Source organism: Pseudomonas sp. B33.4 (assembly GCF_034555375.1).
GTDB lineage: Bacteria > Pseudomonadota > Gammaproteobacteria > Pseudomonadales > Pseudomonadaceae > Aquipseudomonas.
In genome coordinates this window covers 3,139,850-3,161,827 of sequence record NZ_CP140706.1, presented here as the reverse complement: position 1 = coordinate 3,161,827, position 21,978 = coordinate 3,139,850, and the positions used below count along the sequence as shown (strand labels likewise).

Annotated in this window: 8 protein-coding genes; 5 read left to right on the top strand and 3 right to left on the bottom strand. The window is 62.2% G+C overall.

Annotated elements, in window-relative coordinates:
• The first annotated feature begins 242 nt into the window (after window positions 1–242).
• The 5 genes from U6037_RS13845 to U6037_RS13825 are packed head-to-tail and all read left to right on the top strand — an operon-like array spanning window position 243 to window position 17,335.
• Window positions 243–11,558 carry a VCBS domain-containing protein gene (locus tag U6037_RS13845; protein ID WP_322847165.1) on the top strand — a complete coding sequence of 3,772 codons (11,316 nt, stop codon included), beginning with the start codon at window positions 243–245 and terminating at the stop codon, window positions 11,556–11,558.
• Window positions 11,559–11,603: 45 nt separating this feature from the next.
• On the top strand, window positions 11,604–13,142 hold the full coding sequence (locus tag U6037_RS13840) for a TolC family protein (protein ID WP_322847164.1): 1,539 nt from the start codon (window positions 11,604–11,606) through the stop codon (window positions 13,140–13,142).
• Window positions 13,123–13,896, top strand: coding sequence for an efflux RND transporter periplasmic adaptor subunit (locus tag U6037_RS13835; RefSeq protein ID WP_322847163.1), 774 nt, complete (start codon window positions 13,123–13,125; stop codon window positions 13,894–13,896). The genes U6037_RS13840 and U6037_RS13835 overlap by 20 nt, the downstream gene beginning before the upstream one ends.
• Window positions 13,893–15,239: an efflux RND transporter periplasmic adaptor subunit gene (locus U6037_RS13830; protein ID WP_322847162.1), complete on the top strand. Its 1,347-nt coding sequence runs from the start codon at window positions 13,893–13,895 to the stop codon at window positions 15,237–15,239. The genes U6037_RS13835 and U6037_RS13830 overlap by 4 nt, the downstream gene beginning before the upstream one ends.
• Window positions 15,239–17,335, top strand: coding sequence for an HlyD family efflux transporter periplasmic adaptor subunit (locus U6037_RS13825; RefSeq protein ID WP_322847161.1), 2,097 nt, complete (start codon window positions 15,239–15,241; stop codon window positions 17,333–17,335). Before U6037_RS13830 ends, U6037_RS13825 begins: the two co-directional genes overlap by 1 nt.
• A 9-nt stretch (window positions 17,336–17,344) precedes the next feature.
• On the opposite strand, the gene aspT is transcribed toward U6037_RS13825, so the two are convergent.
• From aspT to U6037_RS13810, 3 genes are all read right to left on the bottom strand, one after another.
• Window positions 17,345–19,036: an aspartate-alanine antiporter gene (gene aspT / locus U6037_RS13820; protein WP_322847160.1), complete on the bottom strand. Its 1,692-nt coding sequence runs from the start codon at window positions 19,034–19,036 to the stop codon at window positions 17,345–17,347.
• Between the two features lie 25 nt (window positions 19,037–19,061).
• On the bottom strand, window positions 19,062–20,675 hold the full coding sequence (locus U6037_RS13815; RefSeq protein ID WP_322847159.1) for a mechanosensitive ion channel family protein: 1,614 nt from the start codon (window positions 20,673–20,675) through the stop codon (window positions 19,062–19,064).
• A gap of 96 nt (window positions 20,676–20,771) precedes the next feature.
• Window positions 20,772–21,887, bottom strand: a complete 1,116-nt coding sequence (locus tag U6037_RS13810) for an AI-2E family transporter (RefSeq protein ID WP_322847158.1) — start codon at window positions 21,885–21,887, stop codon at window positions 20,772–20,774.
• Window positions 21,888–21,978 lie beyond the last annotated feature (91 nt).

The window sequence follows — 21,978 nt, the reverse complement described above, 5'->3', positions numbered from 1 at the left end:
CCTGTCCCTGCGTTGGGCGTTACGCCCCAAGGGCGACTGACTGACCAGCCTAGACCCCACTATTGCTGTGCGCCAATGCGCACAGCCACACCGCGCATTGATGGCCATAGGCTGTTATCGCGGCTCGTTGCAAGTCCCTGAAGTTCGCTGGAAAAGTGTAAGAAACGGCCTACGCTGAATTTGTCCGTCGCTTGGCGTCGGCGCTCAATGGAAGGATTCAGCAGGCAGTATGAGGGCCGGTCATGCAAGGTTCACGGGGTGGATTTTCCGGCGCGCACTTGCGCCCGCAACGTCAGGCATTGGCGCTGGAGCCAAGAATCCTGTTCGACGGCGCCGCCGCTTCGGCAGCTGCCGATCAACATCACAGCGATCCCGCTGCCCCGCCGGCCGCTGTGGATGCCCAAGTCCCGCACGCCACGCCAACCGAAGGCCGCGCCGCCACCGAGCAAGCACCGTCGGCTGCGCGCAGCCTGCTGGTCATCGACAGTCGCATCGAAAACCGCGATCAGCTCGTCGCGCAGTTGCCGGGCAATGTCACCGCGATTGTGGTGAATGTCGGCGAAGATGGCCTTGCGGCAATCTCGGCAGCGTTGGCGCAACTGGGCAAGGTCGATTCGATTCAGATCATGTCCCATGGTGCCGCCGGGCAGTTCACTCTGGGCAACCGCACGGTCACCTCAGACAACATCGACTCGTTGGGCAAGACCCTCGAACAATGGCGCAACAATCTGACCCAAGGCGCCGATATTCAGCTGTACGGCTGCGATGTCGGCGCCGGCGCGGCCGGGCAAACCCTGGTCAGCGAACTGGCACGCTGGACCGGTGCCGATGTCGGCGCCTCCAGCAATGACACCGGCAGCAGCAAGGCTGGCGGCGACTGGACGCTGGAAACCCGCGTCGGCGACATCGATAAAAGCATCGCCATCAGCGGCCTCGCCATGGCGCATTTCGACGGCTTGCTCGCCGATGCCGCACCGACCGCGACGGTGGCCACCGGCGGCAGCGATGTGTTGCTCGGCGACCGCTTCACCTTTACCGTGAATTTCAGCAATACCTCGACCCAAGTGGGTTATGCGCCGTTCATCAACCTGGCAATGCCGGCGACCGGCAAGGATGGCGACGACGGCGTCAATTTCATCTCGGCCACGTATCTGGGGCAGAACCTGATCAGCCATGTCGTCACGTTCGACGCCAACGGCAACGCCACTCACCCGCTGGCCAAAGACGCCAACGGCAACTTTCTGATCATCAACGCCGCCACTTATGGCATGCGCGCCGGCGACAAACTGGTGGTCATCGAGTTGCCCTTCGCCAGCGTCACCAACCAGCAACCGGTGATTGGCGTGCAGATCACCGCCAGCCTGAGCAATCTCGCCGACACGGCGTTTTCCAACGGCACACCCGACCTGACCATTCGCGCCAGTGGCGGTTTCGAATTCGGCAACGATGCACTGGACAACCCGACCAATGATCCGAGCCTGATTCAGGCTGGCACCGCAGCATTCGTCGTGCACCCGACGGTGATTACCGTCAGCGAAACCATCAATACTCCGGAAGGCGAAACCGCCACCGGCCCCAACTACGTGCGCACGCTGACGCTGTCGGCGACGCCGGCACCGGGGCAAACGCTGACTAACGTCGTCGTTACCCAACCGCTGCCAGACAATATTCAAGTCAATTCAATCACCCCCGGCGCCGGCGGGCGGCTGACCTCGATCACCCTGCACGACGGCACCGTGGTGACCAATCCTGCGCAAATCGCCGTGCTGATTGCGGCCAATGACGTTTACATCAATTCGTTCACCGTCGCCTACGACAGCCTCACCGGCAAGACCGATACCGTGGTGGCCTTCTATGTGCCGGAAGTCGATGCCAACGGCCAACCGGTGATTAACCCGGTGACCGGCGATGCGGTCACCGTGACCCTTGGCCCGCCGACCGCTTCGGGGCAATGGGTGCCGCTGGATCCGCGCGACCTCACCGCGCCGAACACCACCATCGATTTCAGTGGCACCGGCCAGGGCACGCAATTCATCGCCAAGTCGATCACGCTGCTGAAAACCGCGACGATGCAGAACGACATCGGCCACACCGGCATCAGCCCCGGTGACACCCTGCAGTACACCCTCAATCTGGCGATTTCCGACTACTTTGCCTTCGGCAAGGATTTTTTCAACGAAGGCCAACTGGTCATTCGCGATCAGCTCAGCGACGGTCAGACCCTCAGCGGCACGCCGACCCTGACGGTGACCATCAACGGCGTCGCGCAGACCATCACGCTGGTCACCAGCGTGGTGAACAACGCCGATGGCACGACGTCGATGGTGTTCGACATCGCGCAGTCGTTGCGCGATGCGTTTAACAACGTTCGCGGCTGGCTCAACGGTGACCTGGCGTTCGACGATACCTTGCAGGGCGCCGTGGTTGCGGTACTGAGCTATTCGGCCATTGTCGGCCAGACCTACAAACCGCCTTCAGGCAACCCGCACCCGGACATCAACGAAGGTGACGAACTGGGCAACACCGCCACGGTGGACGGCACGCTGTTGGTCGATCGCTTCAACCTGACGGGCGAGAGCGAAACCGACGGTTCGACCACCACCAGCGTCATCCCGACCAGCAATGTCGATATCAATCTGGTCGAGGTCAATAACGGCGCACCGCCGGGCAACGGTGAACTGCGCCCCGGCGATGAAGTGACCTTCGAGCTGAGCTACGACCTGGTCACCGGTGATTACGAGCAATTCAAACTCACTGCCTACCTGCCGTTGCCGTTGTTCAACGTCAGCGGGATTACCTGGGGCTCGGGTAATGATGTCGGCCAGTGGGCGCTGGGTGCGGGCAATACCAATGCCGGCGGCGTGGTCAGCGTCACCAGCGCCGATGGCAACTCGGTGGTGTTCGATTTCGGCAGTTTTGCCACCAACACCACCACCGGCAGCCGTATCGTCATTCGCTTCACGGTCCGGGTCGGCGATCAGCCGTTTGCCGACCAGCGCTCGCTGGACGTCCTCGCACAATCGAGCCAGCAGACCACCCTCACCGACCGAACGCTGATTTCTTCTGACGTGGTGGCGATCGTTTCCGTCGCCGAACCGGTACTCAACATCAAACATGGCGTGGTCTCCGGCTCGAACGGCACGGTCACCGGCACCAGCGGTAGCTGGAACCCACCGGGCAGCACCGGTGTGCCGTTCAATGGCAGTGTCACCGATCTTTCGGCGGTCGACGGCAACATCAGCAATATCGACGGCGCCGACCGTTTGCGCCTGGTCACGGCCATTGAAAACAGCGGTGGTGGCGGCGCGTTTGACGTCAGCACCAGCATCACCCTGCCCTCCGGCTTGAGTTTTGTCGGCGGAAGTCTGGCGGCGGCCAATCTGCAGATTTATCGCGGCGACGGCACCTTGCTGGTGTTGGGCACCGACTACAGCGTCAGCGGCAACCAGATCAACTTCCTTGATGCGGGCGGTCAGGCCAGTCTGTTGGCCGGACGCAGCGGCACGGCCGCCGATAACAGCGGCGCCAACGTCGTGGTGATCAGCTATGACGTCGTGGTCAGTGCGACCATCGAGGCCAGCCGCAGCCTGCAGTCCACCGCGACCCTGAGCAATTACGCCAGCGTCAATGGCGGTACCGATTTCACCCCGACCGACCTCACCGATCTGGCCAGCCAGCAGATTGCCGCGCCGGTCATCAGCAAAGTCTTTGCCGACGGCACACTGGACAATGGCGACTCCAGCGCCAGCCACACCAATGGCAGCGATCTGGTGGTCGGCGAAAGCATGCGCTACGACATCGTCATCACACTGCCCGAAGGCACCACGCAAAACCTGCGCATCGAAGACCTGATTCCACCGGGCATGCGCCTGGACACCAGTTTCAACGGTGGCCTCGGCTATCAGATCATTACCACCCGCGTTGGCAGTGGCGCGCTCGGCGCCGATTTTGCCGGCAGCGTGCTGGTCAGCGGTTTTGCCGGGATCGGCGGCGCGTTGGGCGGCGACGGTGTCGATGGGCGTTGGACCTTCAGCGTCTCCAGCGTGTCGGCGGACAACCAGACCGGCAACAACACCTTCGTGATTCGTCTGCAACTGGTGGCCAACAACGTGATAGCCAACCAGGCCAACGTCTCACTGCAAAACAATGCGCAGTTGGTTTACAGCGACCCCGATGGCGACACGCCGAACGGCGCGGTGGCGCTGGATCGCAACGTGGCCCTGAGCGGTGGCCAGCCGACGGTGAGCGTGCGCGAGCCGACCCTGCAAATCAATCAGGTGATCACCTCCACCTCCGGCCTTGGCGGTTATGACCAGGGCGACACCGTGACTTTCAATATCACCCTCACTAACGGCAATGGCAGCACCGATTTCAGTGCATTCGACATCAGTTTCCTCGACACCCTGCCGACCCAGCTCAGCAACGTCACGCTGGTGGGTGTGCTGTATCAGAACGGTGCGACCAATAACGGTGGCGTGGCGTTTGAAATCGTCGGCGGCCAGTTGCGCACCGCCAGTGGCGCCAATATCGACATTGCCAAGGGCGGCAGCATCGTTTTGCAGCTCAGCGGTATCGTCAACGCCAGCGCTGCAGCGTTATCTAACATCGCCAACGTCGCCAGCGTGCAATGGACCAGCCTCGACGGTGGCAATGCCGGCGAACGCACCGGTATCGACGGCGTGCTCAATGGCGGCACGCTCAATGATTACCGCAACCTGTCGACGTTGCTGATTCCTGTGGCTCAGGCCATCGAAATCTCCCGTGTCGGTGGCCTACCGGACACGGCGGCGCCCAACCCGACCACCGCCGCCGTCGAACAAGTCACCGTCGGCGAAGTGATTCGCTACCGCGTGGTGGTGCTGGTGCCCGAGGGTAACAACCCCAACTATCAGGTGCAGATCACCCTGGCCAACGGCTTGCAGTTCATTTCCCCGGATGCGCTGGTCAATGCCCTGCGCATCGCCTTCATTTCCAATGGCGGGCTGAGCAGTGATGCCAACCTGATCGTTGGCGGCACGCTGAATATCAACGGCAACGAAAACAGCCCTGAAGCCCTGCCGATCACCTCGGACCTTTCGGGTCTGGCGCCGCAAGGCATCTTCGACCCGAGCCGGCTGACCGTCATCACCAACCCCGATGGCAGCCAAGTGGTGACGTTCAACCTCGGTAACGTGGTCAACGGCAATGGCGATGACGACGATCTGGAAGGCATCTCGATCGAGTTCAACGTTCGCGTGACCAACATCGCCGCCAATATTGCCGGCGCACAACTGGCGGTGACCGCGCAGGAAATCGTCAACGGTGCCGGGCGTGCGGTCAGCGATACCGTGTTTGAACGCGTGGTCGAGCCGAGCTTCAGTGGCCTCGACAAGCAGATCGTCACCTTCAACCCGAACCCGAGCGGCAGCACCGGCAACGCCACGGTGCAACTGAGCTTCACCCAGAACGGCGGTTTGCCGGCGTTCGATGCGCGCGTCAGCGACGGCTTTGCCGGCGGCAGTAATTACACGTTGCTCAGTGTCAGCATCAACGGCGTGAGTTACGGCCCGGGCAATCTGCCGGCGGGCATCAGCTTCAGCACCAGCGGCGGTTTGAGCGTCAATTTCGATCAACTGGATGTCGGCGCGCAGATTCAGGTGCGCTACTCGGTCGACCTGCCGAACTCGAGCATTGTCGCCAGCAGCAACGCGACACTGACCTGGAGCAGCCTGCCGGAAGACTTCACCAATTGGGGCGGCAACAGCGTCGGCGTCGATGGCAGCACAACCGGCGAGCGCGATGGCAGCGCCGTCGGCCCGAACCAGTACATCTTGCGCGACACCGCCGGGCTCGGCGTGATCACCGGCACCTTGTGGAACGACACCGCCACCCCGACTGCCAGCGCTACGCCGGATGGCGCCGGTCTGGCCGGGCAAACCGTGACCCTGACCTGGGCCGGTGCCGACGGACGCCTCGATACCACGGCCGACAACCTGCAATTCAGCACAACGACCGATGCCAACGGCCAGTACCGCTTCGGCGTCTTGCCACTGGGCGTGTTCCGTATCGATGTGCCGGCGGGATTGGTCAGCTATCCGCAACCGGTGGGCGATTTGCGCGTGCGCGTCGACAGCGACGCCGGCACCCTCGGCCAGATCACCATTACCCTGGGCGATGCCGACACGCAAAGCGCCAACGCCGGTTACGTCGAACAGAATGACGCCCCGGTCAACACCCTCCCCGGCGCACAAAACGGCCTGGAAGACGTGGTGCTGAATATCGGCGGAATCAGCGTCGCCGATGTCGATGCCGACCGCGATCCGAACGTCAACAACCGGGCGATCAGCGTCATTCTTACGGTCACTCACGGCACGCTGTTCCTCGGCACAACCGTGCCCGGCGTCACCGTCAGCGGGGCCAATACCGCGAGCCTGACCCTGACCGGCAACCTCGCCGATATCAACACCGCGCTGGCCAGCCTGCAATATCTGGGCAATGCCAACTTCAATGGCACCGACACCCTGACCGTGCTCAGCAATGACCGAGGCAACTACGGCGATGCCGACGGCGATGGCATTCCCGGCACGGCCGCCGATGCGCTGACCGACACCGACACCCTGCAAATCATTCTCGCTGCCGTGAATGACAACCCGGTCGGCGTCAACGACAGTGCCACGGCACTGGAGGCTGGCGGCAGCAACAACGCTTCCGCTGGTATCGACCCGCGCGGCAATGTGCTGAGCAACGACACCGACGTCGACATCGCCACCAACGCCGATCAGTTGCACGTGGTCTCCGTCGGCCCCGGCGCCGGCATTCAAACGCCAGTGCTCGGCGTCACCGTGATCAATGGCCTGTACGGTCAGTTGGTGATTGGCAGCAACGGTTCCTATCAATACGTCGTCGATAACAACAACGCCGCCGTGCAGGCGCTGCGCGTGTCGGGCCAGACCTTGCAGGACAACTTCAATTACGTCCTCGCGGACCTTGCCGGTGAAACCTCGACGGCCACATTGAGCGTGACCATTCAGGGCGCCAACGACACGCCGCAAGGCGTCGATGACGACGGTGTGGCCATCGAGGCCGGCGGCGTCAACAACGGCACACCGGGCAGTGACGCCACGGGCAACGTGTTGAGCAATGATCTGGACGTCGACAGCGTCGCCAATGGGGAAACCCGCACCGTAACCGGTATTCGCCCGGTAGCCGAGGCCGGCGCCGGCAACTTCACCGCCGTCAGCGGCGCTACGGCGATTGCCGGGCTCTACGGCACCTTGACCATCAATCCCGACGGCACTTACAGCTACGTGGTCAACAACACTAACGCCACGGTTCAGCGCCTGAGTGCCGGGCAACAGCTGGTGGAGTTCTTCAGCTATCGGCTGACCGATACCGGCGGACTGGATGATGTCGCGCAACTGCGCATCGTCATCCAAGGTGCCAACGACAACCCGGTGGCCAGCGATGACGCCGCCTCGGCACAAGCCGCGTCCACCAACGGCACCGCCTCGGAAAGCAATCCGAGCGGCAACGTGATTCAGTTTCCCAGCCGTCCCGGGCCGATCACCCAACCGGGTGGCAATGGCGTCGATCAGGACGTCGATGCCAATGACCAGCCGAGCAGCCAGTTGCTGGTCAATGGCGTGATCAACAAAAGCGAGGCCACCTACAACCCGGCCGTCGACGTGCTCAGTGGCGTGGCCACCGGCACCACTTCCGCCAACGGCACCGTGGTAGCCGGTCTTTACGGCACCTTGCGCATCGGCGCCGATGGCTCGTTTTTCTATGACGTCGACAGCACCAATGCGCTGGTACAGGCGCTGGCGCCGGGTCATACCCTGACCGAGTTCTTCACCTACCGCGTCACCGACACCACTGGCCTGACTGACACCGCGCAACTGGTCATCACCGTGCATGGCGTCAACGATCCACCGGTTGCGCAAAACGTCATTGCCGTCGCCACCGAAGCCGGCGGGATCAACAACCTGACGCCGGGCAACAACCCTTCGGGCGACGTCACGGTCAACGACACCGATCCCGATGGCGACCCACTGACGGTCACGCTGATCAAGTCCGGCGCGAGCGGCGATCCGGGCACGCCTATCGCGGTCAATCTCGGCGGCACGGTGATTGCCGGACTGTACGGCACGCTGACGATTTTCCCCGACGGCAGCTACGTCTATGAAGTCGACAACAGCAACCCTGACGTGCAGGCCCTGCGCCGTAGCGCCGATCTGCTCTCGGAACGTTTCACCTACACCGTCAGCGATGGCGTCGGTGCGACCCCGCAAACCGACACGGCGGAAATCATCGTGTTGATTCGCGGGCAGAACGACAACCCGATTGCCAATGATGATGCCGGCGTGGCCATCGAGGCCGGCGGCTTGAACAACAGCCAGCCCGGTCAGGATCCCACCGGCAACGTGCTGGATAACGACAGCGATGTCGACGGCGGCGAAGTCCCCGGCGACCTGCCCAACTACAACTACGGCGAAACCCGCGCAGTGTCCTCGGTGCGCACCGGCAGCGAAGCCGCAACCGGCACGGCCGGCGCCCTTGGCACCGAGTTGCGCGGCACCTATGGCTGGCTGACCCTAAACGCCGACGGCAGTTATAGCTATCGTCTGGACAACAGCATGGCGGCGGTTCAAGCCTTGCGCGCTGGCAACAGCCTGCTCGATGCCTTCAGTTACGAAGTGATCGATGCGGCCGGCGCCACTGATCGCGCCACGTTGAATATCAGCATTCAAGGACGCAACGACACACCGGTCGCACAGAACGACAGCAACACCGCTGTCGAGGCCGGTGGAGCGAACAACGCCACGCCGGGCATCAATCCGAGCGGTAACGTATTGGCCAACGACACTGACGTTGATGGCAACGGCGAAGTGCTCAGCGTGATCGGCGTCAATCAGGGCTCGTCTGTCGGCCTGATCGGCAGCGCTTTCAATGGCACCTATGGCCGGTTGACCCTGAACGCCGACGGTAGCTACAGCTATCTGCTCGATAACCTCAACCCGCAGGTCCAGGCACTGCGCAGCAATGCCGACACGCTGACGGAAACCTTCACCTACCAGATCCGCGACCTTGCCGGCGCCACCAGCAGCGCGACCCTGACCATCACCATTCGCGGCGCCAACGACAACCCGGTCGCCAGCGACGACAGTACCGTGGCGGTCGAGGCCGGCGGCACGTTCAACGGCACGCCGGGGGTCAATCCGAGCGGCAATGTGCTGACCAATGACAACGACGTCGATGCCAACGACGCGAAACTGGTGACCGGGATTCGCACGGGCAACGAAGCGGCCGGCGGCACTTTCACCAACGTTGTCGGCGCGCAGACCTTCAACGGTTTGTACGGCACGCTGACCCTCAACACCGACGGCACTTACAGCTACGTGATCAATAACAGCCTCGCCGCCGTGCAGGCGCTGAAAGTCGGCGATTCGCTGGTGGAAACCTTTACCTACCGCCTGCGCGATATCGCCGGGGCCACCGACACCGCACAATTGAGCATCCGCATTGACGGCGCCTGGGATGCGCCGGTCGCCGCCAATGACACCGCGCTCGCCGTGGCCGATAACGGCAACGGTAACGGCGTCAACCCGAGCGGCAACGTGCTGCCCAATGACACTGACGTCGACCAGGGTGACAGCAAAACCGTCACTGGCATCCGTTTCGGCACCGAAGACGCCGGCGGCAGTCTGGCCGGGGTCACCGCAGGCACCGACAACAGCAATGGCACGCTGATCAACGGCCTCTACGGGCAATTGATCATCGGCGCCGATGGCAGCTTCACCTACAACCTCGACTCGAACAATCCGGCGGTTCTGGCCTTGGGGCCGCTGCAATTTCTCAATGAGCGCTTTACTTATCAGGTCAGCGACCGTGGCGGGCAGAACGATCTGGCGGAAATCCACATCATCATTCGCGGGCGCAACATTGCGCCGGTGGCCAACACCGACACAGCGACGGCGATCGAGGCCGGTGGCAGCAATAACGATCAACCCGGTCTCAACCCCGGCGGCAATGTGCTGGACAACGACACCGACGCCGAAAGCGATCCGCTGTCGGTGATCGGCATTCACACCGGCACCGTCGACGCGATCGGTACGGTCGGCAGCGTCGGCACTTCACTGCGCGGGTTGTACGGTGACCTGCTGATCAACGCCGATGGCAGCTACAGCTACACCGTCGATAATAATCTCGCTGCCGTCCAGGCCTTGCGCCAGAGCGGTCAGACGCTCAACGAAGTGTTCACCTACACCATCGTCGATCGCTGGGGCGACACCAGCACTGCCGAGTTGCGTATCACCGTCGATGGCCGCAACGACACCCCGGTCGCCGTCGATGACAGCGCCACGGCGGTCGAGGCTGGCGGCGTTAACAACGGCACGCCGGGCAGCAATCCCACCGGCAACGTGCTGGACAACGACACGGACGTCGACAGCGTCGCCAATGGCGAAAGCAAACAGGTGCAGAGCGTCAGCAATCAGGCCGGTCAGTCCACCGGCGCCGGGCAAGTGTTGATCGGTCTCTACGGGCAACTGACGTTGAACGCCGATGGCAGCTACACCTACGTCATCGACAACAATAATCCCGTGGTCCAGGCCCTGCGCACGGCGGGTGAAACCCTCAGCGAAACCTTCACCTATCGCATGGTCGACACGGCGGGCGCGACCTCGGATGCGCGCCTGACCGTGGTGATTCAGGGCGCCAACGACGCACCGCTCGCCCAGAACGATAGCGGCTTTGCCAGCGACCAGTCCCCTGCCCCGCAAACCACCGGCAACGTGCTGCCCAACGATGGCGACGTCGATAACAACGACGGCCTCGTCGTGGTCGGCGTGCGCACCGGGGCCGAAGCGGATGGCAGCACGTCCGGCGTCATCGGCCAGCCGATCATCGGTCTGTACGGCACGCTGGTGTTGAACGCCGACGGCAGTTACACCTACACCATCGACCAGAACAACCCCGCCGTCCTCGCTGCCGCCGGTCTCGGGCAGATTCTGCGCGACGTGTTCACCTACACCATCAACGACCGTGCCGGCGCCAGTGATCAGGCCGAACTGGTGATCACCCTCGACATCGCTACTCCATTCATACCGGCGCCGGGCGGCAACAACTTTGAGCGTGATCCCAACACCCTCAACCGCAACTTCCTGATTCCTGACCCGCAACCGGCGATCTTCGTCACGCCAGTGGTCGAGCGCGCCGCTGAGATCTCCGAGCTGTCGGCCTGGGGCGTCGATGGCAGCAACCTGCGCCTCGCGGCGGTCGGTGAATTCAGCAGTGATTCGCTGGGCAATGGTCTGGGCTTGGTGCCGGGGCAATTCGTTCAGCAAGCAGTGCGCACCAGTCGTCTCGAAAGCGAACTCGACCTGCTGTGGGTTCAGGGGCGTCAGGGCCGTACCGGGCTGAGCGCCGATGGTTTGTTGAGCGATCCGTCGCTGTTCACCTTGAACCCGGCCGACCTGACACACAGTCCGGCTCACGCAGAGAAACAACAGGAAAAACCCCGGGCCAAGGGCTTCAGCGCGCAATTGCGCGATGCAGCGCAACGCCGCGCACCACGATAAAGCGGTCGACCTGAAGAAAAATTCGAAGAATGCAAAGGAATGAACATGCGCCTACACGCGACCCGGCTTCTCAGTACCGCCATCGCTTCTGCACTGTTGCTCAGTGCTTGCTCATCAACGGAGCCGAAACCCTCCACCGATGAAGAAAACCGCCAACGGATCATTGCCGACCAGTCACGCATGTATTCCGGTCAGGAGCCGGTCAGCGCGCCGATTACCTTTTATGAGGCCGCCGCACGGGCGCTGAAATACAACCTCGACTACCGCCTCAAACTGATGGAAAGCGCGCTGGCCTCCGACCTGCGCGACGTCTCCAGCCATGAAATGCTGCCACGTCTGGTCGCCTCGGCCGGTTATGCCGGGCGTAACAATGATTCCGGTGGCACCTCGATCGGCATCGAAGACCGTCAGGTCAGCTTGCGCCCCTCGACCTCGGAAGAACGCTATCGCGAAGTCTACGGCCTCGGTTTGAGCTGGAGCCTGCTGGATTTCGGCGTCGCCTATTACCGCACGCAACAGAAATCCGACCAGATTCTCATGGCCGAAGAACGCCGGCGCAAAGTCGCGCAGAACGTCCTGCAAGACGTGCGCAACGCTTACTGGCGCGCACTCGGTGCCCAGCGACTGATGCCGGAAGTCGACAAACTGCTGATGCGCACCCACACCGCGCTGACCTCGGCCCGCGAAGCCGAAACCCGTGGCTTGCTGCCGCGTCAGGAAATCCTCGCTTATCAGCGTGCGCTGCTCGACTCGATCTACCTGCTGACCGTACGCCGTCAGGATCTGGAATTCGCCCAGGCCGAACTGTCGGCACTGATGTCGCTGCCGCCGGGCTCGAAAATGATCCTCGCCGACATGCCCGATCCGCCGCTGCCGGAAGTCCGTCAGAGCATGGCGCGGCTGGAACAGTTGTCGCTGGAGAACCGCCCGGAAATCATGGAAGAGTGGTACCGCAAACGCGTCAACCAAAAGGACCTGGAGATCGCCAAGGCGCAGTTGTGGCCGAACGTCAGCGTTGATTTCGGCTACAAGTACGACTCCAACAAATACCTCTACAACAACGACTGGATGAGCACCGGCCTGCAAGTGTCGATGAACCTGATCCGTCTGCTGCAATTGCCGTCGCTGAACGCCGCAGAGAAATCCCAGGGCGAAACCGACGACACCCGCCGCGTGGCGCTGTCGATGGCGATTCTCACGCAAGTGCGGGTCGGCACCCTGCGCTATCAACTGGCGCGGCAGGAAGTGGAGTTCGCCGAAGACAGCCTGCGCGTCGACCGCAGCCTGCTCGATTACGCGCAAGCGGCGAAAACCGGCGCGCTGGGCTCGGAGCTGGAAGTGATCCGCTCCGAAGGCCGTTATCTGCTGTCGCGTTATCAGCGTGAAGCGGCGTTCTCCAGCGCTCAGGCTGCGTGGGGGCGGATGTACAACTCGGTGGGTCTCGACGTATTGCCGAAAGAAATCTCGCAACACGACATCAAGACCCTGGCCCGGGAAATCCAGCGCACCTTGAACGAACAAGAACAACAACGCCTGCTCGCTGCCACTTCGCAAGGAACGCCGAATGCGCAAAATCGCCCTTGAGTCCCGTATCGGGGCCCTGTTGTTGGCCAGTCTGATCCTGCCCGTCCACGCCGAAGACAGTGCTTCGGCCCCCGCTCTGGAAAGTGCCAGTGCGATTCGTGTGTTGCTCGCCGCCGAACTGGAAACCACCCTCTCCAGCCAGATGGCCGGCACCCTCGGTGAACTGAAAGCCGGCTTCGGCGAGCAGGTCGCCAAGTCCGAATTGCTCGCCCGTTTCAACTGCAATGAAGCCGAAGCGCGCTCGAAAGTCGCCGCAGCGGAACTGGCCATGGCCAAACAGAACCTGCAAGCGAAACAGCAATTGCGGCAGCTCAACGCGGTCGGCGATATCGAAGTGTCGATGGCCAACACCGAAGTGCAAAAGGCTGACGGCGCGCGGGCCATGGGCGCAGCGCAAAGCAGCTACTGCCAGGTGCTGGCACCGTTTTCCGGGCGGGTGGCCAAGGTTTACGTCAAGCCTTACCAAACCGTATCGGCCGGCACGCCACTGTTCGACCTGGTCAGCGACGGTGCGTTGAAAGTGCGCCTGAACGTGCCCTCCAATCTGCTCAAAGACCTCAAACCCGGCTTGCCGCTGCAAGTCAGCATCCACGAAACCGGCAAGACCTACCCGGCCCATGTCAGCGCCATCAACTCGCGGGTCGATGCGGTGGCACAGACCGTTGAACTGGAAGCCCAACTCAACAACAAATACCCCGACCTGATGGCTGGCATGAGCGGCACGGCGCAGTTCGAACAAGTCGCTCGCCCATGACCATGAACGAATCGCTGCCCCACCCTCACCTGCTGCTCGAACTCGATGCATTGCGGGATAAAGCCATGGCCGCCGACTCGCTGAACAGTCTGGCGTTCAGCATGGCCAACGACTTGTACCCGTTGCTGCCATTTCATCAGGCGCTGGTGTTTGCCCAGCGTGAATCGACGCTGGAACTGCTCAACGTTTCGGGCCTGTCGCGGCCCAGCGAGGATTCGCCGTATCTGGTCTGGCTGCGCCGTGCCAGTCGCTGGGTCGCAGCGCAAGTGCCCGACGCAGAGCCGGTGTGGATCGCTATGGAAAGCGCCGCGCCGCCAGCGGACATTGCCGAAGGCTGGAACGAATGGTGGCCGTCGGGGCTGTGGTGCATACCGCTGCAGGATCGCGACAATCAGCGCTTGGGCCTGTTGATCCTGTTGCTGGAGCAGAAACCACCGGCTGTGTTGTGGCAACACCTCAAAGGTTTGGTCGCGACCTGGGCGTATTGCTGGTCGGCGCTGACTCGACGCAAGCGTTTCAGTCGCTGGCGACCCAATCGCAAGCAGTTGTTGCTCGTGGCGATTGTGCTTGGCGCCCTGCTGTTATTGCCGGTACGTCAAAGCGCTCTGGCGCCGACAGAAATCGTCTCGCGCCAGGCGCAGATCATCAGTTCGCCGATCGATGGCGTGATCGAGAAGATTCAGGTTCGGCCCAATCAACCGGTCGAGGCCGGCACAGCGCTGTTTTCGCTGGATGAAACCACCCTGCGCAGCCGCGCCGAAGTGCTCGGCAAGGAAGTTGCGGTCGCCGATGCCGAATTGCAGGCGGCCAGCCAGCGCGCCTTCGACAATCCGCAAAGCAAAAGCGAACTGACCCTGCTCGCCGGCCGCGCACAGCAACGCCGGGCCGAACTGGCAGCGGTGCAGGCGCAACTCAAACGCACACAAGTGCTGTCACCACGGGGCGGCGTCGCGGTGTTCAGCGATCCCAACGACTGGCTGGGCAAACCGGTGGTAACGGGCGAGCGCATCATGCAGGTGGCCGACCCGACGCAACCGGCGATGCTCATTCAACTCGCCGTGGCCGATGCCATTGCGCTGGAACCGGGCGCTGAAGTGACGCTGTTCCTCACCGCGTATCCACTGACCCCGCTCAAGGGCCAGATTCTGGAAACCAGTTATCAGGCGCGACCCAGCGATGAAGGCGTGGTCGCCTACCGCTTGCTCGCCAGCATTGAGGGCGCCCCGGAGCACGCGCGCCTCGGCCTGCACGGCACGGCGAAGATTTACGGCGGGCGGGTGATGCTCGGTTATTACCTGCTGCGCCGCCCCTTGGCGACACTGCGTGCGTGGAGTGGCTGGTAATGCTCGACCCGGCCGACCTGCCCGTCCCGCCGTTGCGCGAAGACTTGCGCCTGAGCGAAGCGGCCCACGGCAGCAACGGCGAACCGGCGTGGGTGATTCAAGACACGGTGATCAACCGGTTCTACCGTATCGGCTGGCTGGAATTCGAGTGCCTGCTGCGCTGGGGTCAGTCGCCACGCGTTATCAGCGAGCAAATTGCCGACGACACCGCGCTGAAACCGGATGTCGAGCAAGTCCTCGATTTCCGCCAGTTTCTCGAACAGCATCAATTGCTGCGCGCCGGCCCCGCCGCGCTGGAACGCTTGAAGGATAAAAGCGAGCAAGGCAGTTGGCTGACCTGGCGCTGGTGGCTGCACCATTACCTGTTTTTCCGCATTCCGTTGCTGCGCCCGCAACAACCGTTGCAGGTGTTGGCGCGAGCGCTGGGCTGGGTGTTTCATCCACTCACCGGGATTGTCGTGCTGTGCCTGAGCCTGCTCGGGATCATTCTGGTGTTGCAGCAGTGGGACGTGTTCACCAGCGCCGTGGTCGAGTCGTTTTCCACCGAAGGCCTGTTCAGCTTCGCCCTGGCGCTGATCGTCGCGAAAACCCTGCATGAACTCGGGCACGCCTTGGTCGCCACGCGCCTGGGGTTGCGCGTCGGGCACATGGGCATCGCGTTTGTGGTGATGTGGCCGATGCTCTACACCGACACCGGCGAGAGCTGGAAACTCAGTCGTTCGCGACAACGACTGGCCATTGCCTCGGCAGGCATCGTCACCGAACTGTCGCTGGCCGGGCTGTCGACGCTGGGTTGGGCGTTGTGCGATCCGGGCGCGTTGCGCAATGCGTTGCTGTATCTGGCGACCACCAGTTGGTTGCTGTCACTGGCACTGAATGCCAGTCCGTTCATGCGTTTCGATGGCTACTTCATTCTTTCCGACCTGCTGGACTTTCCCAACCTGCACGAACGCGCCTCGGCGTTGGCGCGCGTCACCCTGCGGCGCAATCTGTTGGGCTTGCAGGAAGACTGGCCGGAAACCTTTCCGACCGGCCAACGGCGTTTGCTGGTGACCTTCGCGATCATCACTTGGATTTATCGGCTGGTGCTGTTTCTGGGGATCGCGCTCGCGGTCTATCTGTTTTTCTTCAAGGTTCTGGGGATCTTCCTGTTCATGGTCGAACTGTCGTGGTTTATCGCCTTGCCCGTGATGCGTGAACTGGGCCACTGGTGGAAAAGTCGGGCGGCGATTCCCGGTCGCCGCAAACTGGCGTTTTACGCGGTGTTACTAGCGGTTCTCGTCGGGCTGGCGATGCCTTGGCGCACGCAGATCGATGCAGTCGGCGTGGCTCGCGCCGAGCATCAATTGCGCGTGTACGCGCCCTACCCGGCGCGCCTGCAATCGATTCACCCGGGCGGCGCGGTCAAGGCCGGCGAGACCCTGATCACCCTCGATGAACCGGACATCGCCTCACGCCTGCAATCCAGCGAAGCCAATGCGCGCAGCTATGAGGCAAGATTATCGGGGCTGATCGCCGACCCCGGCGGCTTGGCTGAAGACGCCGTGACCCGCCAGCGCCTCAACGTGCAGTTCGAAGAAGCCCGCGCCGCGCGCTCGGAAATCGCCCGGCTGAACCTGCAAACACCGTTTGCCGGAGTGTGGCTGGACGTCAATCCCGACTGGAAACCGGGGCAATGGGTCGGTCGCCAGGAATCGCTGGGCATGCTGATTGATCCGCGCAGCTGGCAGGTCGACGCGTATGTTGCGCAGGATCAGGTGCATCGCATGGCCACCGGTGATCGCGTGCGCTTTTATCCGGATGGCCAGACCACGCCACTCAGCGGTCGCGTGGTGCAGGTCGGCAGCACCCGCGCCAGTCAGTTGTCGCACCGCATGCTGTCATCGCGCTTCGGTGGGCCTGTGCCGACCACGAATGCCGAACATTCATTGATTCCGAGCAGTGCGTTGTTTCAGGTGCTGATTCAGCTGGACGAGCCATTGCCGAGCCTGCGCGAAACCCGTGGGCATCTGAAAATCGACGGCGAGCGGCGCAGCCTGCTCGCCGACGGCGCGACCCATGTGCTCGCGGTATTGATGCGCGAGAGCGGCTTCTGACAAGCAAGCCTAGCCAGCGACGACAAACACAATGATCGGCCCGCACACCGCGAGCAAGACGTTGGAAATTGCATAGCACACCGTAAAACCGATCACCGGAGTGTTACTCCCCGACTGCTCGATGATCTTGTTCATCGACGCCGCTTCCGTCTGCGCACCGGCCAAGGCGCCAAACAGAATCATCGGGTGCAGGCGCAACACATAGCGGCCGAAGTACAACGCCACCAGTGGCGGCAGAATCGTCACCACCGCGCCGGACAGCAACAGCGCCAGGCCTTGCTCCTTCATCGCGGCAAACGCTGCTGGCCCGGCGAGCAAACCGACCACCGCGCCAAACGCAGTCAAGCCGAACTCGGAAAACGCCCATTGCGCCGCTGGCGGCAACGCGCCGATTTCCGGGTGGCGCGAGTTGTACCAGCCAATTACCAGCGCCGCGACCAGCACCCCGCCGCCGATCCCCAACTCCACCGGAATCATGCCAATGTGGGTCGACAACAACCCCAACAACGAACCGAGCACCATGCCCAAGGTGTGCATGGCGATATCGCTTTTGTAGTTGTTCTTGCGGATGCGCCCAAGGCGTTTGGCCATGGCTTCGACACTGGCAGTGCGCCCGGTCAGCGAGATCACATCGCCGCGCCGCAGTACGGTGTTGGGCAGCAACGGCAAGTCATAGCCCTGACGGCTGATGTTGTTGACGAAGCAGCCCAGGCGCCGGTCGCTGGCCAAACGCGATTTGGCTTGATGGATGGTTTTGCCGGCGAACTCAGCCGAGGTCAGGACGATGTCTACCTGACGGGTCGGAAACGACAGGGCTTCGGGATGATCGATCTCCGGGCCGACCCAGTGACTGAGGTTGCCCACTGCATCGCGCAAGGCGTAGACGCCAATGACGTCGCCGGCCATCAGCACGAACTCTTCATCGCGCTCGATGACTTTGCCGGCGCGCATCACCCGCTCGACGGTCAGCGATTCGTGGGGTTTTTCCAGATCGATGATGCGCAACCCGGCCGCCTGGCCGTTTTCCGCGACCTGATGCGCGCGCACCACCATGCGCGTATAGGGCACGGTGATCGCCTCCTCTTCCTTGGCGATACCCAGTTCCAGCTCCAGTTCCCGCGCCGACTCGCGCAGGTTCACGCCGAGCAGTTTCGGCGCGATGCTGCCGACAAACACGATCAAGCCGATGGTGCCGAACAAGTAGGTAATGGCGTAAGCAATCGCCATGTGGCTGTTAAGTTGCGCCTTGGCCGCGGCATCGATTGTCAGTTGATTGATCGCGCTGGTCGCGGTGCCCATGATCGCCGTGTCGGTCAGCGCGCCGGCACCGAGGCCAGCGGTGAACCCGGCATCGAAATCGAACACCGAGTACATCAGCAGAATCGCCCCCAACGCCGTGGCGCAGAGCACCACCGAGAGCACCACCAGTTTCAGCGTGCCGCGATTGAGGCTGCCGAAAAACTCCGGCCCGCTCTTGAAGCCGACGGCGTAGATGAACATCACGAAAAACACCGACTTCAGGCCCGCCGGTACTTCCAGACCGATCTGACCGATCAGCAAACCCATCAGCAGCGCGCCGGCCACCGAGCCGAGGTGAAAACTGCCGATGCGAATCCGGCCAATAAACACGCCGAGGGCAATCGCCAGAAACACGGCGATTTCCGGGTCGGTGCGCAAGGCGTGAAGGATAAATTCGAGCATGGGGCGAACTCCCTTTGAGCGGCGGTCACTGATCCTTCGGTTCTTGCGCAGGCGCGGTGTACCACTTGTCCCTTGGCACCCACTTGTCTTGTTGCGGATCGCCCAGATAGTGCGGCGACATGATCTGCACGCCGTACTCGTTGAACACGTCCTGAATATTGGCGTGGAGCATGCTCAGCAACACCGCGCGCGGGCGCGGCTGGCTCGGGATGGCCTGCGCGACCAGTCGGTATTCAGGATAGAAATCCGACAGTGCGGTCTGGAACACTTGCGCTGGTGGATCCTCCAGCACACCCGGCGTGCGCTTGGCAGCTTCCAGCAACATCGCCTCGACCTGACGCCATGGCGTGTCGTAGCCGATGGTCACCACCGTATCGACGACATAACCGGGGCCTTGCACGGTGCGCGAATAGTTCTTGGTGACGGTGCCGGTGATCATCGAATTGGGCAGCGTCAGCACTTCCCCCAGACCGGTGCGAATCCGTGTGGTGAACATGCCCAGTTCGGTGACGGTGCCTTCGTACTCGCCGATTTTCACAAACTCGCCGGGGCGCAAGGTGCGCGTGTAGGTGAGGATCAATCCGGCGGCAGCCTGCCCGACCACACTGGTCGCGCCGAGGGAAATCATCAGGCCGATCAACACCGACAAGCCCTTGAAAGCATCGGTGCCGGCACCCGGCAGATACGGATAGGCCATCGCCAGGGCAAACAGCCAGATCGCCAGCGCCGTCAGACGCTGGGTCGGTTGCAGGGTTTCGTGATTGAGCCAGCTGAATGTCCCCGGCGTGGCCATGCGCCGCAAGATGCGTCGGGTAAACGCGGTCACGCCACGGGCGATAAAGAAAATCGCCAGGGCCACGCCCAGTCCCGGAATCGCATCGACAATGCCTTGCAGCAAATACCCGGCCAGTTCGAACAGGTAGTTATTGAGGCTTTCGCCCCACGGCCGCGTATAGGGAAAGCGCGACAGGACAAAGCCCAGCCATTCATAGGTCAGCAGCAAAATCACCAGCCAGCGCAGCAACAACAGCAAACGGCTGACCAGCGGATAGAGGAAGTTGGAATCGATCAGCTGTACCCGCCCGACCTTCAGCGCCTGGGTGTGGCGATCCATCAGCGCGGGGAGTTTGGCCAGCAATTTTCGACGCAGATACGCCAGGCACCAGAGCAGCGCGACGTAAATCAGCGTGGCCACAGCGGCCAGTCCCAGTGAGCGCAGGATCATCTGCAGGTTGCGCGCCTCACGGGTTTCGGTGACCACCTGGCGCAGTTTTTCCGCTGCGCCTTCGGCGGCCTGTTGCACCGAAGAGTATTCGAGGCTGTCGATGTCCTTGGGCGCGACGATGAAAGCGCGCTTGTCGCCGATCAGCACCATGTAGCTGTTCTGGATCGAATCCGTGGTGATGTTCAGCGCCGCGTCTTCATCCAGCGCCTCGCTGATGACCATTTTCGCGCGCTTGACTCGCGAGGCCGGTGCTTCCCCCAGAATGGTCGCGCGAAACAGCATGATGCTGCGGTTGGCGACCTTCAGTTCTACCGCTTCATCCGCCGGTTTTACCGCGTCATCGGCCGCCCAGCCGAGCCCACTCCAGAGCGCCGCAAACACCACTATCCAAACCGCCAGCAGCCTGCTTCGCATGCGCCTGTTTCCTTACGCCCAAGTGTCAGTGAGGGATACGTAAGCCAGCGTAGTTGAGCGATGAACGGTTGTCAGATTCCCGCGAAGCGATAAGTGTCACGGCAAATTTTCTTGGCGCTGGCTCTCCAGAAGCTCGGTGACATCGGCCGGTTGATACACCCAACCGATGAACAATTCATAGCCAACCGCGAGGATCACCGGCCCGGTGAACAAACCGATGATGCCGCTGGTGACCATGCCGCCAAGTGCGCCAATCAGCACCACCGGCATTGGCACCGCGACACCGCGTCCCAGCAACATGGGTTTGAGCACGTTGTCGGAGAGCCCGGCGATAATGATCCACACGGTGAAAATGACGGTGCTGGCACTGACGCCATCGTTGGCAAAGACATAGATCACCACGGGTACGGTAATCAGCAGCACCGGCAATTGCATGATGCCCAGCAGCAACACCATCAAAGCCAGAATGCCCGCGGCCGGTATGCCCATGATCACCAGCGCGACCCCGATCAGCAGCATCTGGATAAAAGCGATCCCGACCACACCTTGTGCCACCGCACGGATGGTCGAAGTGCACAGTTCGGCAATCTGCGGGCCGCGCACCGGCCCGGAGATGCGTGTGGTAATCGCCACGGCGGTACGGTGACCGCGTTCACCGTTTTTCATGATCAGCCCGGCGACAATCAAAGCAACAACGAACACCACGATCCCGGCACCGACTCCGGCGGCTTGGTGCAGCAGCACTTTGCCCCAACTGCTCAGGTGCGGCGCCAGTTCCTTGAACGCCCAGCTCAAATCCTGCGAAGCATGCTGCCAGATGCCAAACAGCGGCGCGCCAATCAATGGCCAGCTCTCGACACTGGCCGGTGGTGGCGGGATTTCAAATGAACCCGCCTCCAGCGTGTGCATCCCGACTTTCACCGAGTCAGCCACCGAAGCGCCGAGCAGGCTCAGCGGCACCATCAGAATCAACAGCCCGAGCAGCACCAGCACGATCGCGGCCCAGCCATAGCGATTGCCGAGTCTGGCCCCGAGCTTTTGGTTCAGCGGATACAAGGTGATGGCCAGAATCAGCGCCCACAGCATCACATTGAGAAACGGATGGAAGATGTCGAAACAGAACAACACCAGCACGGTAATCAGACCGGCACGTATGAGCACGTCCAGCAGTGCTCTGGAACTGTGAAACGTGATCAGCGGTTTGTCTTCCATGGCGGCGCTCCTGATTGGGCCATCGATGAACCGCTCTGAGCCTAGTTCACATCCGGTACATCGTCGCGACTGGTGCGCACGCCAATTCGCG